General features: G+C 64.6%; 13 protein-coding genes. 4 read left to right on the forward strand and 9 right to left on the reverse strand.

Features of this window, described 5'->3' with window-relative positions:
• From ABW18_RS11200 to ABW18_RS11210, 3 genes are all read left to right on the forward strand, one after another.
• Window positions 1-266: GMC oxidoreductase (locus ABW18_RS11200; protein WP_049699083.1), on the forward strand; the 266-nt coding region annotated here is incomplete at its 5' end.
• 162 nt (window positions 267-428) lie between these two features.
• Window positions 429-1,226 (forward strand): IclR family transcriptional regulator, encoded by a 798-nt coding sequence (locus ABW18_RS11205; RefSeq protein WP_200903251.1) that lies wholly within the window; start codon window positions 429-431, stop codon window positions 1,224-1,226.
• A 380-nt stretch (window positions 1,227-1,606) separates the two neighbouring features.
• Window positions 1,607-1,897, forward strand: a complete 291-nt coding sequence (locus ABW18_RS11210; protein WP_049699084.1) for a GIY-YIG nuclease family protein — start codon at window positions 1,607-1,609, stop codon at window positions 1,895-1,897.
• 405 nt (window positions 1,898-2,302) lie between these two features.
• Here ABW18_RS11210 and ABW18_RS11215 read toward each other — a convergent pair whose 3' ends face one another.
• From ABW18_RS11215 to ABW18_RS11250, 8 genes are all read right to left on the reverse strand, one after another.
• Window positions 2,303-3,817, reverse strand: coding sequence for an ATP-dependent DNA ligase (locus ABW18_RS11215; RefSeq protein WP_083444395.1), 1,515 nt, complete (start codon window positions 3,815-3,817; stop codon window positions 2,303-2,305).
• Window positions 3,814-5,607, reverse strand: a complete 1,794-nt coding sequence (locus ABW18_RS11220) for a SulP family inorganic anion transporter (RefSeq protein WP_049699086.1) — start codon at window positions 5,605-5,607, stop codon at window positions 3,814-3,816. Before ABW18_RS11220 ends, ABW18_RS11215 begins: the two co-directional genes overlap by 4 nt.
• Before the next feature lie 55 nt (window positions 5,608-5,662).
• Window positions 5,663-6,121 carry a DoxX family protein gene (locus ABW18_RS11225; protein WP_049699087.1) on the reverse strand — a complete coding sequence of 153 codons (459 nt, stop codon included), beginning with the start codon at window positions 6,119-6,121 and terminating at the stop codon, window positions 5,663-5,665.
• Window positions 6,122-6,208: 87 nt separating this feature from the next.
• Window positions 6,209-7,498 carry an MFS transporter gene (locus tag ABW18_RS11230; protein WP_331710811.1) on the reverse strand — a complete coding sequence of 430 codons (1,290 nt, stop codon included), beginning with the start codon at window positions 7,496-7,498 and terminating at the stop codon, window positions 6,209-6,211.
• A gap of 205 nt (window positions 7,499-7,703) precedes the next feature.
• Window positions 7,704-8,333: an MBL fold metallo-hydrolase gene (locus ABW18_RS11235; protein ID WP_049699089.1), complete on the reverse strand. Its 630-nt coding sequence runs from the start codon at window positions 8,331-8,333 to the stop codon at window positions 7,704-7,706.
• A complete protein-coding gene (locus ABW18_RS11240) occupies window positions 8,330-9,424 on the reverse strand; it encodes an S-(hydroxymethyl)mycothiol dehydrogenase (protein WP_049699090.1) in 1,095 nt (364 codons plus the stop codon). Before ABW18_RS11240 ends, ABW18_RS11235 begins: the two co-directional genes overlap by 4 nt.
• 128 nt (window positions 9,425-9,552) lie before the next feature.
• Window positions 9,553-10,758 carry a methyl acetate hydrolase AcmB gene (gene acmB / locus ABW18_RS11245; RefSeq protein WP_049699091.1) on the reverse strand — a complete coding sequence of 402 codons (1,206 nt, stop codon included), beginning with the start codon at window positions 10,756-10,758 and terminating at the stop codon, window positions 9,553-9,555.
• A gap of 46 nt (window positions 10,759-10,804) precedes the next feature.
• On the reverse strand, window positions 10,805-12,406 hold the full coding sequence (locus ABW18_RS11250) for a flavin-containing monooxygenase (RefSeq protein ID WP_049699092.1): 1,602 nt from the start codon (window positions 12,404-12,406) through the stop codon (window positions 10,805-10,807).
• A gap of 191 nt (window positions 12,407-12,597) precedes the next feature.
• Between ABW18_RS11250 and ABW18_RS11255 the strand changes: the two genes are divergently transcribed.
• Window positions 12,598-14,364, forward strand: coding sequence for a sigma-54-dependent Fis family transcriptional regulator (locus tag ABW18_RS11255; protein WP_049699419.1), 1,767 nt, complete (start codon window positions 12,598-12,600; stop codon window positions 14,362-14,364).
• A 117-nt stretch (window positions 14,365-14,481) separates the two neighbouring features.
• Here the strand turns inward: ABW18_RS11255 and ABW18_RS11260 are convergent, their stop codons facing one another.
• Entirely contained in the window at window positions 14,482-15,510 is a 1,029-nt protein-coding gene (locus tag ABW18_RS11260) for a helix-turn-helix transcriptional regulator (RefSeq protein WP_420841303.1), read from the reverse strand.
• Window positions 15,511-15,514 lie beyond the last annotated feature (4 nt).

Genomic DNA, 15,514 nt, shown 5'->3' on the forward strand with positions numbered 1-15,514 from the left:
ACGCCGTGACCGACGACGAGCTGATCGACTACATGCACAAGACACACAACACCGTCTACCACCCCGCGGGTACCGCGAGGATGGGCGCGGCGTCGGACCCCATGGCGGTGCTCGATCCCGAACTGCGGGTGAAGGGGGTGGCGGGTCTGCGGGTCGTCGACGCCTCGGCCATGCCCAAACTGCCCGTCGTGAACCCGAACATCACGGTGATGACCATGGCCGAGAAGTGCGCCGACCTGATCAAGGCTGCGGACGGAAGCCAATGAGCGCTCATCCGTGTCGAGTTCGCCCGGTACGTACACAAGTCGTACGTCAGCGGGAGGCCGAGGAGATTATTTTGATGGCGGCCCGCTCACGACCGGATTGTGTACGTGCAGATTTGGTAAGTGGCCGGCAGCCTCAACCCAATGGAATCGACAGGTAGGCTCATGAGCATCATGTCCACCGACGCACACGACCACGACAAGACCGCAGGTGGCGCCGTGCAGTCCGTCGACCGCGCGCTGCAGATCATGGAGTTGATCGCCGACGCAGGCGCCGCGGGAATCACCGAACTGTCTGTCGCTCTCGGAGTCCACAAGTCGACGGTCTCGCGGATCGTGGCCTCGCTGGAATCGCGCGGCTTTGTCGAGCAGGCGCCGGGTGGCCGCAAGTATCGCATCGGCTTCACGGTGGTGAGGCTCGCCGGATCGACTACCGCGACAATGGATCTCGCAAAACTCGGCCAAGACGTTTGCGACGACGTGGCCAAGAAGACCGGGGAGACGACCAATCTCGCGGTCCTCAACGCCGCGCAGGCCATCAACGTCGTCGAGTCGCAGGGGTCGTCGAGCGTTGCGTTGAAGACCTGGATCGGCCAGCCGTCGCCCGCGCACGCCACGTCGTCGGGCAAGGCGCTGCTCGCCGGCTTGAGCGAACGAGAGCTGCGCACGCTCTACTCCGACGAACTACCCGGTTTCACCGACAACACCATCACTGACCTCGATCAGCTCATCGCCGACCTCGAAGCCTCCTCCGCCCGCGGCTGGGCGCTCGCTGACGAAGAACTCGAAGTCGGGCTCGTCGCCCTCGCCGCCCCGGTCCGCGACAGCACAGGCGCCGTGGTCTCGGCGCTGAGCATCTCAGGCCCGCGTTACCGCCTCGACCCCGCCGACGCCCCCCAACTCGCCGAGGGCGTCGTGCGCGCCGCCGACACGGTCAGCCGCCGCCTGGGCTACCGCGGCTGACCCCCGCCGCCCGAGCGCCTACACGCTGGTCGAGCTTGTCGAGACCACCCCACCGCCGGCTGAGCGCCCACTCGCCGGTCGAGCCCCCACCGCTGGTCGAGTGAACCCCGCTGGTCGAGCTTGTCGAGACCACCCCACTCGCCGGTCGAGCGCCCACTCGCCGGTCGAGCGCCCACTCGCCGGTCGAGCCCCCACCGCTGGTCGAGCCCTCACCGCTGGTCGAGCTTGTCGAGACCACCCCACCGCCGGCCGAGCCCCCACTCGCCGGTCGAGCCAACCCCGCTGGTCGAGCCAACCCCGCTGGTCGAGCTTGTCGAGACCACTAAGCGGCCTGTGGACAGAGAAATTCGACAGTCGAGCGGTGAGTGCATAGTTGTCGGATGACCGGCTACATGTACATCCTCGAGTGCGCTGACGGCAGCTTTTACGTGGGCAGCACCCAGAACGTGGAGTCGAGGCTCGAGCAGCACAACAGCGGTCAGGGCAGTCGCTACACGCGCTGCCGGCTGCCTGTTCGGCTCGTGTACCAACACGAATGTCCAACCATCGCAGAGGCGTACGCGCTCGAGAAGCGCGTTCAGAACTGGTCCCGCGGCAAGCGGAAGGCCCTCATTGCTGGAGATTATGAGTTGCTGCAACAACTCTCGCGCAACCGACAAGACGGGGCGTAGACGCTCGGCTGCGGTGAGGTGGTCTCGACAAGCTCGACCAGCGGCGGTTGGCTCGACCCGCCCGTGGGGCCCTTTCCGCTGATTGAGCCGGCCGCGAGCGAAGCGAGCAGCCGAGTCGAAATCACCAGCGGTGTGGCTGGGCTCGACCAGCGGGGTGAGGTGGTCTCGACAAGCTCGACCAGCGGGGTCAGCACCCGGCCCGCGCGTGGGGCCCTTTCCGCTGATTGAGCCGGCCGCGAGCGGAGCGAGCAGCCGAGTCGAAATCACCAGCGGGGTGGCTGGGTTCGACCAGTGGGGTGAGGTGGTCTCGACAAGCTCGACCAGCGGTGGTGCGCTCGACCAGCTGGGTTACCTCGACCGGCGAGGTGCGGCTCGACCAACGGTGGCCGGCTCGACCAGCGCCCCCTACGGCAGCAGCGCGCGGACGGCGTCGATGGTGTCGGCGGCGGCGGCGGTCTTGTCGGGCCGATACCGCAGCACCCGGGCGAACCGCAGGGCAACTCCGCCCGGATACCTTGAACTGCGCTGCACACCGTCGAGTTCGATCTCCACGACTATCTCCGGCCGCAGGAACACCGCCCACTCCGTACGCGACTGCTCGTACTTGGGGAACTCCTCTGTCTGCCAACGCAATATCTCGTCGGTCAGGCCCTTGAACGTCTTGCCGACCATCACCGGCGGCCCGCCGTCGGGGTCGCGTGCGCCCAGGTGCAGATTTGATAGCCAGCCGCGTCGACGCCCCGATCCCCACTCGGCGGCGAGTACTACTAGATCAAGAGTGTGCACCGGTTTGACCTTCTGCCACGTCCGGCCACGACGGCCAGCCGCGTACGCACCGGTGCGCGACTTGACCATGACCCCTTCGTGGCCTTCCGCTATGGCCGCGGCGAATTGTGCCTGTGCCGCTTCGACATCGGGGTCGACCACAGACGGAATGCGGAGACCCGGTGCCACCGAATCCAGTGCCGCGAGTCGTTCCGACAGCGGCAGGTCGATCAGATCACGGCCGTCGAGATGGAGGCAGTCGAAGAAGAACGGTTGCAGCAGTCGAGGGTTCGCCTCGTCTGCGGCAGACCCGAACCGGCTCATGGTCTCCTGGAACGGTCGCGGCCGGCCGTCGTCGCTGAGCATCAACGTTTCACCGTCGAGAATGACTGTCTCACAGGGCAACCCGAGCACAACCTCGACAAGATCGGGCACCCTATCGGTCACGTCCCGCAACGTGCGGGTGAACACCCGCACGTCACCGCCGTTACGGTGCACCTGAATTCGTGCACCGTCGAGTTTGAAGTCGACAACGACGTCGGGGCCGAGGTCGGCAAGCGCGCTCGGCAGGTCGTCGGCGGGAGTCGCAAGCATCGGTGCGATCGCGCGTCCGACCTGTAGCCGCACTCCACGCAGCGCCTCGTCGCCGCCATGTGCAGCCAATACCGCTGTCTCCGATAGTGATCCGGTCAGCATGTGCGCGCGTCGCACCGAGTCGACGGGCTGACCCGTCGCTTGCGCCACCGCGTCGACCATCAGCCCCGCCAACGATCCCTGCCGCAACTCGCCGGTCAGCAACCGTTTCAGGAAGTCCTGTTCGGGCGGCGTCGAACTCGTGAAAAGCTCTGTCAACACGCTACTTCTGAGTGCCGCTGACCCCGTCCCCCTGGCCGCAGCGAGCTGCTCAAACGCGTCGTCGACATCGACCACATCAAGTCTCGGCTCCTCGGTGCCGTCGACGTCGAGGCTCGCCAACGACCGCCACCCGACACCCAACTTGCCCTGCGGCACTTCACCGGAGAGCCACGTGACCACGATCGGCAGTTCGTCCTTCGACGCAGCACCAAGGAGATCCACCAATGCGGTGGTCTTGAGCTTGCGTGATCGGGTCGCAGCCATCTGCGCCGACGCTTCGACGACCTGCCCGAGTTTCACGACTCCTGCTTCCATGCATCCGGCGATACATCCGACGAGCCCTCCGACCGCGCGGTTGCTACCGCGTCGGGATACTCCGCCTCGTACGCACGCACCGCGGCGCCGACCGTCGGGTACACGTGGTCGGAGTTCAGCTCCGAGAGCACTCCCTCATCGGAGAGTGTGTCGCCGAGTTCTGGGTCGACGCCCGCGAGGACGAAGTGAGCATTTCGCTTGTGCACGAAGGTGATCAGGTCCTTCAGCATGACCGACGCTGTGTAGTCGACGTCGCCGATCACTGTGCAGTCGAGTACCAGCCAACGCACCGGATGTGGTGCCGCCCGAACCAGCGCAGCCACCTCGTCGGAGAATCGACTGGCGTTGGCATAGAACAGATCTGCGTCATAACGGAACACGATGAGTCCCGGCATCGACTCGGCGCCAGGCTTCGCCGACTCGTATCGGCGACGACGTCCGTGGTCGGAGACGCCGACCACGAACCGCTCGGGACGGTATTGCCTGCGCACTATCGCCAGCAGCGACACACCCATCGCAACGACCACACCGTTCTGCACACCGAAGACCAACACCACCACGGCGGTCAGAACGGCAATAGCGAACTCGTACTTCGACACTCGCCACATTCGACGGAACTGGTCGACGTCGATCAGCCGCACCGCCACCACGGCGACGATCGCCGACAACACGGCGTGCGGCATGTAGGCGAGCGCGCCGTCGAAGAAGACCACGACGATCAGCGCGATCAGCGCCATCGTGATGTTGGCGAGCTGGGTCCGACCGTGTTCGGATTCGAGCAGTTCGGTCTTGGTTGGGCTGCCGTTGACCACAAAGGTCGACGAGAAGCCCGCCACGATGTTGGCCGCCGACAATCCGACGATATCGCGATTGACGTCGGCATCCTCGCCGTGACGCTGTGCGAAACTTCGTGCTGTGGCAGCACTTTGGGCGAGAATGACCACCGCGCAGCCGATCGCGACCGTCGCGGCTTTCGGTATGTCACGCCACGTGACGTTGTCGGGAAGCCCGAATTCGGGGAAGCCGCCGTGCAATTCACCGATCACCGGGACGTCGTCGGACCAGTTGAACACATACACCAACACGATCGACGCCACCACCACGATGACCGGCATCGGAATTCGGGGCGCCCACCGCTTACCTACGATCAGCAACAGCAGCGTCGCAGCGGCGAACGCCACCGCAGTCCATTTGATGGAGCCGAGTTCTCGCGCCAGGTGTTCCCAGCGCTCCCAAATCCGACCATCGCTCCCGGAGACTCCGAGCATTCCCGGAATCTGCCCGGTCAGCACACTGATCCCGGTACCCGCAAGGAAACCGACGAGCACAGCGGTGGACAGGAAGTCGCCGAGAAACCCCAGTCGCGCGACCCTGGCCACTGCCAGCATCAGGCCTGCCACGATAGCGATCAGCGACGCGAAGCCCAACCATTCCCGCGAGTTCGGTTGCAGTCCAGCGACTCCGATACCCGCGATACCCGACCCGATGATCGCCGCCGTTGCCGAGTCGGCACCGGTCACCATGAGCCGTGAGGCACCCAGAATGGCGAACACGATCGTGGGAAGGATGATCGTATAGATTCCCGCAACCACCGGAACGTGAGCAATTGTGCTGTAGCCCATCGATTCCGGAATGGCGACGGCCGCGAGCGTGACGCCCGCGAGCACATCCGCCCGCAACCACCCGCGCTGGTAACCGCGGAACGCGGGTGGCAGCAAGCGTTTCAGCGACGTCGAGAACGCACGCTCCGCCCCGGCGGCCCGCGTCCCGCTCACTGCCGTTCGCCCGAGCTCAGCGGTTCGATCACCCCGCTGACGTTACCCGCGTTGATCAGGCAGCGGTGCGCACTGCCGAGCCTTGCGATGCTGCGGCGTCGGACTCTTCCACTCGCTTACGTACGAGCACGTTCTCCAATGCGGGACGCCCCGAGCCGATGAAGACCAACAGGAACAGCGCCCAGCAGTACAGCGCGGCCGAGTCGCCCTCGTTCGCTATGGGCAGCAGACCGTCGCCCTGGTGCTTCCAGAAATAGGCGACGGCCATCGCGCCGGAACCGATGAACGCAGCAACGCGAGTGCCGAGTCCGAGCATGACTAGGATGCCGCCGACCAGCTCAATCGCCGCAGCCCACCACGACGGCCCCGCCCCGAACGCTGCGGTCTCGCCGCCGTACGGCGCGACCGGCCATCCGAACAGCGTCGACGCTCCATGACAGAAGAACAGGAAGCCGACGACGATACGAAACAGGCCGATCGCCCATGGCGCGACCTTCTCAAGTGAGGTAAGCATTGCCTAACTATGAAGGTATGGTTCCCGCATCGCAACCCCAGAAACCCGATTCCGAGGGAATCGCGTTCGACGCTCAGACCCCGACACTCAGACTTCCGACAAGTCCACCGACCGCGTCTCCTGGACCGACCACAACGCCAGCAGCGTCAGCACTCCTGCCACCGCGAGGTAAACCCCAACCCACGCCACACCGAAGTCGGCAACCAACCACGTCGCGATGAACGGCGCAACGGCAGCGCCGAGGATCGACGCGACGTTGTAGGCGATCCCAGATCCCGTGTAGCGCACGTTCGTCGGGAACAACTCCGGCAGGATCGCGCTCATCGGCCCGAAGGTCAGTCCCATCAGCGCCATACCCAGGATGAGGAAGCCCAGCATCACGCCGTCGGTCACCGACGACGGGTTGAGCAGCCACCCGAAGCACAGACCGAAGATGACGATCGCACCGGTGATGACCAGAAGCACCACACGTCGGCCATACCGGTCGGCGAGCCATCCCGAAAGCGGGACGCACGCTGCGAAGAACAGCACCGAAATAAGCTGCAGCCCAAGGAAGTCGACGTAACTGATGGAGAGCTTGACGCCCGACGCGTCGGTCACCTTGCCGGTTCCGTACGACGTCGTCCACGTGGTCACGATGTAGAAGAGCGTGTACGTGGCCAGCATGATGAACGTGCCGGCGATCAGCGGGCGCCAACTGGTCTTGACGACCTCGGCCAACGGCGCGCGCACCTTCTTGCCCTCTTCGACTGCCTTGGCGAACACGGGCGTCTCGGTGAGCTTCAACCGCACGTAGAGCCCGATGACCACCATGATTGCGCTCGCCAGGAACGGAATTCGCCAACCCCAGGTCAGGAATGCGTGGTTGGTCGCAGCGCTCTTGGCGTCGAAGTCCATTCCCAGCATCAGCAGCAGGAAGATGCCGTTGGCGAAGAAGAAGCCGATCGGCGCACCGAGCTGCGGCCACATCGCCGCCCAGGCGCGCTTACCCTTCTCTGCGGTCTCGGTGGCCAACAGCGCGGCCCCCGACCATTCGCCCCCGAGTCCGAGACCCTGACAGAAGCGCAACAGCGCGAGCAGAGCCGGTGCGGCATAACCGATCTGGGAGAAGGTCGGCAGCAACCCGATCGCGAAGGTGGCGATACCCATCGTGAGCAGCGAACCGACCAGGGTCGCCTTGCGCCCGACGCGATCTCCGAAGTGTCCGAACAACACCGAACCGATCGGCCGCGCGACAAATGCGAGGCCGAACGTCGCGAACGACGAGAGTAGCGCGGCGGTGTCGTTGCCCTTCGGGAAGAACAGAGTCGGAAACACGAGGACGGCTGCCGTCGCATAGATGTAGAAGTCGAAGAATTCGATACTCGTGCCGACCATCGATGCGATGACGATGCGGCTACGCGGAACTGCGGGTCGAGCGGGATCGACAGGAGCAGAACCCGTTGAAGGGACAGTGGCTTCACTCACCGCGGAGAGGTTACGCGCCCGCCCCTCGGGATCTTCGCAGGTGGGTAGGTTTTCGGGGCAGAAGGCCGTGTTTCCGAGCTCACGTGGCGACTCGGAAACACGGCTCTGAGCGCGCTCAGCTACCCCGCTTGATCCACTCCTCGAGATGCGGCGCCTCGGCACCGACCGTCGTGCCGTCTCCGTGCCCCGTGTAGACCTTGGTCTCCGGGTCGAGCACGAAGATCTTTTCCTTGATGGACTCGATGATCTTCGGGAAGCTCGAGAACGACCGTCCTGTCGCTCCCGGTCCACCCTGGAACAGCGTGTCGCCACTGAACAACACACCGAGCTCCGGCGCGTAGATCACCGACGAGCCCGGCGAGTGCCCCGGCGTATTGATGACCTTCAACGACGTTCCCGCGACGTCGATTTCCTGCCCGTCGTCGAGGTTGCCGGGCGTCACGTCGGGGTGCGTTTCCTTCCACAGCATGGTGTCGCCGGGGTGCAGCAGGATGGGCGCGCCGGTCTCCTTCGACAACTCCGGAGCCACGGTGATGTGGTCGTTGTGGCCGTGGGTCAGCACGATCGCCTTGACGGTCCGGTCGCCGACAGCGTCGAGGATCGGCTTTGCGCTGTGCGCGGCGTCGATGATGACGACCTCACTGTCGTCGCCGACGATCCAGACGTTGTTGTCGACGTCCCACGTCCCGCCGTCGAGCGAGAAGGTGCCGGACGTGACGACGTTGTCGATGCTCGCGTTGCTCATGACTTCAGCTCTACCACCGAGCGAAGCACCTTGCCGCCCTTCATCGCCTCGAACGCTGCCTCGACGTCGCCGAGTCCGACGCGCTCGGTGACGAACTTGTCGAGCGGGAGTCGACCCTGCTCATAGAGGTCGATGAGCATCGGGAAGTCGCGCTCGGGCAGGCAATCGCCGTACCACGACGACTTGAGCGATCCGCCGCGCGAGAAGAAGTCGACGAGCGGCATCTCGAGCTTCATCTCGGGTGTCGGAACACCAACGAGCACAACGGTTCCGGCGAGGTCGCGGGCGTAGAAGGCTTCCTTCCACGTTTCCGGTCGCCCGACGGCGTCAACGACGACGTCAACCCCGTTGCCGTCGGTCAGGTCCTGGACGGCGGTCACCACGTCGTCGACCTCTGCACCATTGATGGTGTGAGTTGCGCCGAGTTCGGTTGCCCACTGCAGTTTTGCCGGATCGCGGTCGATCGCGATGATCTTGGTGGCACCGGCCAGTCGGGCACCGGCGATCGCGGCGTCGCCGACGCCACCGCAACCGATGACGGCGACGGAGTCTCCGCGACCGACGTTGCCGGTGTTCATCGCCGCGCCGAGGCCCGCCATCACGCCGCAACCGAGCAGGCCGGCGACCGCGGGATCGGTCTCGGGATTGACCTTGGTGCACTGCCCCTCGTGAACGAGGGTCTTCTCGATGAACGCGCCGATACCCAGCGCAGCCATCAGTTCGGTGCCGTCGGTGAGCGTCATCGACTTCGACGCGTTGTGGGTGTCGAAGCAGTACCAGGGCTTCCCGCGCTTGCACGCCCGACACTCACCACACACCGCACGCCAGTTCAGGACGACGAAATCGCCGACCTCGACGTGAGTGACATCCGAACCGATCGCCTCGACGACGCCCGCGGCCTCGTGCCCGAGGAGGAACGGATACTCGTCGTTGATGCCGCCCTCTTTGTAGGCGAGATCTGTATGGCAGACACCGCACGCCTGGATATCCACGACGACGTCGTTGGGCCCGGGGTCGGGCACCACCACGTCGACGAGTTCCGTTGGCGCGCCCTTGCTACGCGAGATGACTCCCTTGACCGTCTGCGACATTCCGCTTTCAACCTCTCGATGGTGAGAACCTTGTACTCAACACAGTCTTGTGGCATGGCACGAGACATGCATCCATCCGAATGGATGGTTCTACCTGGTCGAAAGTACAGGAATGACGTTCGACGGTCCTAGTGGTCCAGCGACCGGTACAGCGCGGTCTCGAAGTCCATGTACTTCGTGAACGACGTCGGATCACCGAACGGCAGTATCTGCGTCGCCCAGAAGCCGCCGTAGCCGTTCTCTCGATCGATCCAGTAGAAGAGGTTCGCAAGGCCTGCCCAGCCCAGCGCCCCAGCAGGTCGACCTGTGGGTGCCTCTTCGTTGTTGATCATGAACGGCAACGACCACGACTTCGATTGGCCCGGAAAGAATTCCGCGTCGTTGGACAATGACGGGATCACGCCGGGCAGCATGGTCACCGGTAGATCGCCGAGGTGGTTCTGAACCGCCATCTCGACGGTCTCCTGCTTGAGCACACGGCCGTGTTCACCGGCTCCGTCGTTGAGCCACATCCGGATGAACCTCATGTAGTCACCGACGGTGCCATAGAGCCCGTGCCCACCGAAATCGACCTCCGGTGGCGTCGGCAACTCGAAGTCCATCGGCGTCAACGTGCCGTCGGCATTGCGCGCATGCATCTCCGCAAGACGCGAGCGGAAGTCCTCTCGCAGAACGAAACTCATGTTCTGGATACCCAGGGGCGGGAAGATCCGTTCCTCGAATACCTCGCCGAGTCGCTTACCGCGAAGGCGCTCGACGACCTGCCCGACCCAGTCGAGGTTGGTGCCGTATTGCCACCGCTCGCCCGGATCGAAGAGCAGAGGCGTCGTGAGTGCGGCTTTCGTTGCGGTGATGACGCTGGGCTGACCTTGTTCGTCGGCCAGTCGGGAGTAGACCTCGTCGAAGAAGTCGTACCCGAAACCTCCTGTGTGTGTGAGGAGTTGGCGCGTCGTCGGAATCGACCTCGGCGCGCGCAGCTGTGGCGCACCGTCGTCGCCGAAGCCCTCGATCACCTGCAATTCGCCGATCTCGGGCGCGTACTCGGATGCGGGAGCGTCGAGGTCGAGTGCGCCCTCTTCGACGAGCTGCAATGCCGCGGTCGCGGTGATCGCCTTCGTGGTCGAGAAGAGAGCGAAGACGTCGTTGGTGGTGATCGCGGCGTCGCCGTCGATTCGACGCTTGCCTGCGGCACCCTCGTAGATGTTGCCGTTCCGATCCGTCACCATCGCCACCACGCCCGCCACGGGCATGTCTGCGTCGACTGCTGATTTCAGAATGGCGTCGTCCGACCGCTTGAGTACACCACGGTCGACTCCAGTGACTGAACTTGTCATCTCATCTGTCCTTTCGATGAATTTCTCTGATTAACAACACTTTTCGTCATGACAGGGAGAACCCCTTGTAACCTGCTGCTGCGGCCTCCAATGTCGCGGCACGGTAAGCCCCGACCCCGCCGACGTACGAGAGAACGCGGCGCGGCTTGCCCGGGACGTTCGAGCCGACGTACCAGGAGTTCGTCTTGGAGATGAGGTTGGCGTCTGCCAGTTCGTCGTGGTGGGCCACCCACGCGTCCTGCCCCTCTTCAGTGGGCTCGATGACCGACTTGCCGTTGGCACGCATGTGCCGGATCGCATCACTGATCCATTCGGTCTGCTGCTGCAGACAGGTCGTCATGTTGCACAAGGCGGCCGACGGCGCGAGCGGCGCGCCGGTGGTCAGCAGATTTGGATAGCCGTGCACCATCAGGCCCATGGTCGTGCGGATGTCACGGCCCCAGTCCTCACGGAGGGAACGTCCGTCACGTCCACGAATGTCGATCCGCGTCAGTGCGCCTGTGCCTGCATCGAAGCCGGTCGCCATGACGATCACGTCGAGTTCGTGGAGTGATCCATCCTCGAGCACGATTCCCTCGGGGACAATCCTCGCGATCGGATTGTTCTTGACGGGCACCGCCTGAACGTTGTCGCGGTGATACACCTCGAGATAACCGGACTCCAACGGAACGCGGTGGGTACCGAAACCGTAGTCGGAGGGGATCAGCAGCTCGCACAGCTCCGGGTCCTGCAGTCGAGCGCGCATCTTCTCGCGCACGAACTCCGAGACCTCCTCACTGACCTCCTCGTCGGAGAAGATCTCGGCAAAGGACGCCAACCAGAGTTTCAACGACCCGTTCTCGTAGTCGGCTTCCAGACGTGCTCGACGCTGCTCGGGCGTGAGATCAGCCCAGGCGACGGTGAAGTCGTATTCGAAACCCGTGAACGTGTTCGGCAAGTTCTCCCTCAGCTCGTCGAAGCGCGCCTTGTATGCAGCGACATCGTCGGGACCGTAGCTGGGGTTCTTCATCGGCAACGCGTACTGCGGCGTCCTGATGAACACCTTCAGTTGGTCGACCTGATCGGCGATCGTCTGGATGACCTGGATGCCCGTCGCTCCGTTGCCGATGACGCCGACGCGTTTACCCGACAGGTCGACGCCGTCACGCGGCCAACGCGCGGTGTGGAAGATCTTGCCGGCGAAGTCGCTCTGTCCCGGGAAGATGTCGGCCATCGGCGCCGAGAGCATTCCGCAGCATGTGACGAGGTATTGGGTGTCGATGGTCTCGCCGCTGTCGGTGGTCACGGTCCAGCGGTTGGTGTCCTCGTCGAATACGGCGCTCGTGATCGTGGTGTCGAACGAGATGTCGCGCCGAAGGTCGAGCGCATCCGCGACATAGTTGAGCCACTCCTCGATCTCGCTCTGGCCGGGGAATCGGCTACTCCAGCTCCAGCCTTTGTAGAGTTCCTCGTCGAATAGGTACTGGTAGATGTAGGCCTCCGAATCGAACTTCGCGCCGGGGTAGCGGTTCCAGTACCACGTCCCGCCGACACCGGACGCGGTGTCGAAGGCCCGAACGTCGAGGCCATGTTCGCGTAGCTGATGCAGTTGGTAGAGGCCGGCCACGCCGGCTCCGATCACCACAGCGTCGAGCGTCTTGTCTGACATCGTGCTCCTCCATTGATGTGATTGTGGTCACGTAGTGGAGAATGTTTGTGCTGTCTCACAAAACCGAGGTGTCCCAAATTGGGACAGCAAACCTGTCCGATCGGTGGTGGCCGCAGGGGCGTCGACCAATGAATAATCGGCTGTGCTGTGCGTCACACTGGTGCACCTCAGGGCAGGAAGGAGTCGCCGACGTGCGTGACAGGCGGGACGAGCAACTCCGTATCGCTGCAGCTCGCGCCGACTTTCTGGAGTACGGACCGCAGGGAGCCGCCGGCGTCGGCGACGTCGTGGCGGCGTCTTGGTCGAGGAGCGCTTCCGCTGGACTCGATGCCGACAAGTACACGGTCGCCTTCCACGACGACATCGACTTCGACTCGCGTCTGGCACGCTGCGCCCGACCGGTACTCGAGCGACTCACCGGCGACATGTCCGACGTTCCCGTCACCATCGCTCTCACCGATGCCCAGGCCAGGATCGTCGACCGCCGCGATTGTTCGACGGCGGTCGGGCGAGTCCTCGACCGCGTGGACTTCGACCGTGGGTACTCGTTCGAGGAGAGCGCCATCGGGACCAACGGGGTGGGAACGGTATTCGAGGTCGGTGCGCCGGTGAGCGTCGTCGGCTCCGAACACTTCAACCAGTCGCTCGTTCAGTTCGCCTGCACAGGTGCGCCCATTCTCGATCCGCTGACCGGGCGGGTTGCCGGGGTTCTCGACGCGAGCATGTTGGCGGAGAGTTGGAACAGCCTTGTCGATGCTCTGGTGCGCTCGGCAGCAACCGACATCAGCCGCAACCTCCTCCTCGACCGGAGCCAGGACACCCGCGCGGTATTCGAGACGTATCTGCGTGCCTCCGCGCGACCGGGTCGCGCTGTGATCGCCCTGGGTGAGACCGTGATGGCGAACGAGGCCGCACGGTCGCTGCTGAACCCCGACGAGCAGGCGATCATCGGCCAGTACGCCGAGTACCTCATGTCCAAACACGACAACGCCCTGCACACAGTCACGCTCGACAGCGGGCGGCAGATTCGAATGCGGACCAAACACATCACAAGCCGGGGTGATGTCGTTGGCGTGGTGGCTGTACTCGACGAGGATCGGTTCGGCCATCGCGGGGCCGACGAGACCGACTCCCGGATTGCATCATTGCCGACGATCTCCGCGGGCGGCATGCGCAGTCCCAGCTGGATCTCGGCGTACAACGAGGTCGCACACTCGCTTACGCGAAACACCAGCGTGATCGTCCTGGGCGAGCCGGGAAGCGGGCGCCTCTCGATTCTCACGGACGCATTCCGCATCGAGAGCCCCGCGGCCCCAATCGTTGTCATCGACGCAGCGGACCCCCGACAGACCACGTCCCCGCCAACTCCTGATGATGGTCGCGGCCTCCTGGTCCTGCGCCACATCGACAGCCTCCCCGCACAGGTTCCACAGGAGTTGCGGTCCGTCATCGACGACGCCGTGGCCGCCGGATACATTCTCGCCGCGACCTCGTCGTCGCGCCCTTCGACGACGGCCAGGACCTACGGCGGGCTGGTCGCACGATTCGACCATTCGGTCACATTGCCTCCCCTGCGGCTTCGCGGGCCAGACCTGCAACTCCTCGTCGATCGCATCTTGAAGTCGATTGCACCGCAACGCAATACCCGAATCAGCCCGCAGGCCATGCGCGTCATCTCGGCCTACTCGTGGCCGCAGAACCTGACACAACTACACACAGCGCTCGAGTCCGCGCTTCATCGACGTCCTGTCGGAGAGATACAACCCGAGGACCTCCCCGGCTTCTGCCGAACCACCGCCCATCGAGTGCTCACCACCTTGGAGATCGCCGAGCGCGACGCCATCGTCCGTGTGCTCGGAGAATGCGGCGGCAACCGAGCCCGCGCCGCGCAAGTGCTTGGCATGTCGCGCAGCTCGATCTACCGCAAGATCCACACCTACGGCATCACTGGGGTGTGAGCGCCCCACCGCCGACCGACCCCCGCCCGCTGATCGAGCGCCCCCACGCTGATCGAGCTTGTCGAGCCCCCCAACCGCTGATCGAGCGCCCCCAACCGCTGATCGAGCTTGTCGAGATCACCCCACCCGCCGATCGAGCGCCCCACCACCGATCGAGCGCCCCACCACCGATCGAGCGCTCCAACCGCTGATCGAGCCCCACCCGCTGATCGAGCTTGTCGAGATCACCCCGCCGTGATCCCCGCGCCCGCGGCGAGCAGCCCGGCCTCGCCGTTCGACGGCCGGTTGGGCGGCGACCGCCACGGCGACCGCGCGCACGATGGCTCTCGCGGCGTGCGCGATCTCGCCCGACAGCGTCGCGTCGACCTCCGGCTCCACAAACTCGACGTCGGCGTCGAGGTCACGCAGCACCGGTTCGAGTTCGGCCCGTAGCCGTCGGAAGGCAACGCCGATCGGTTCGGTCGCAAGCGCACGATCGGTATCACCGACCGACCGCAACGCAATCAAAGCGGCTGACGCCGTCTCCGCCGCGAGCGTGCGCGCGACCCCGTCATCGAGTTCGCGCGATCGCAGCGTCCCGAGAATCGAAGACAACGTGTCCTCGTGCGTTTCGGTCAGTTGGGTGATCGTCCGAGCCCGTTCGGTCGACGCCGCTCGCGACTCCGCCAGATAGTCGGGACTCGCCTGGGCTACCTGCTGCCGAATCGACGTCGCCACCAGCGCGAACCAGGCGGTCAGGAGTTCATCGATGCTCGTGGCTTGCGACTTTGCCGACTTGGGTACCAGCACCAGCAACGTGTCGGTGGCATCGCGGACCGCGAGAATCTTTCGACGCGCTCCGCCGACTACGGCCTGTCCGCGCAGCATGTCCCCTCGCTGAACCGACTCCTTGATCGCGTCGAGTTCGGCGATGGTCGCACGTTCGACAACCGCCGGGGCACCGGCCACCTTGCGTGGGCGGCCGGTGCACTCGCGGGTGTAGATGATCAGCGCGTCGTGCGGATGCGCCGATGCCAGGAACTTGGAGAAGCGTTCGGCGATCTGCGGCAACGGACCGTCCACCACGGCGGCGAACTGCTGCCACCGGCTTGCCGACAGCGTCGTCGTCACGTCGCCCGAACGTTCGGACAGTCCTTCGCTCGTCACTTCG

The sequence above is a fragment of the Gordonia jacobaea genome, assembly GCF_001186365.1.
Lineage (GTDB): Bacteria > Actinomycetota > Actinomycetes > Mycobacteriales > Mycobacteriaceae > Gordonia > Gordonia jacobaea.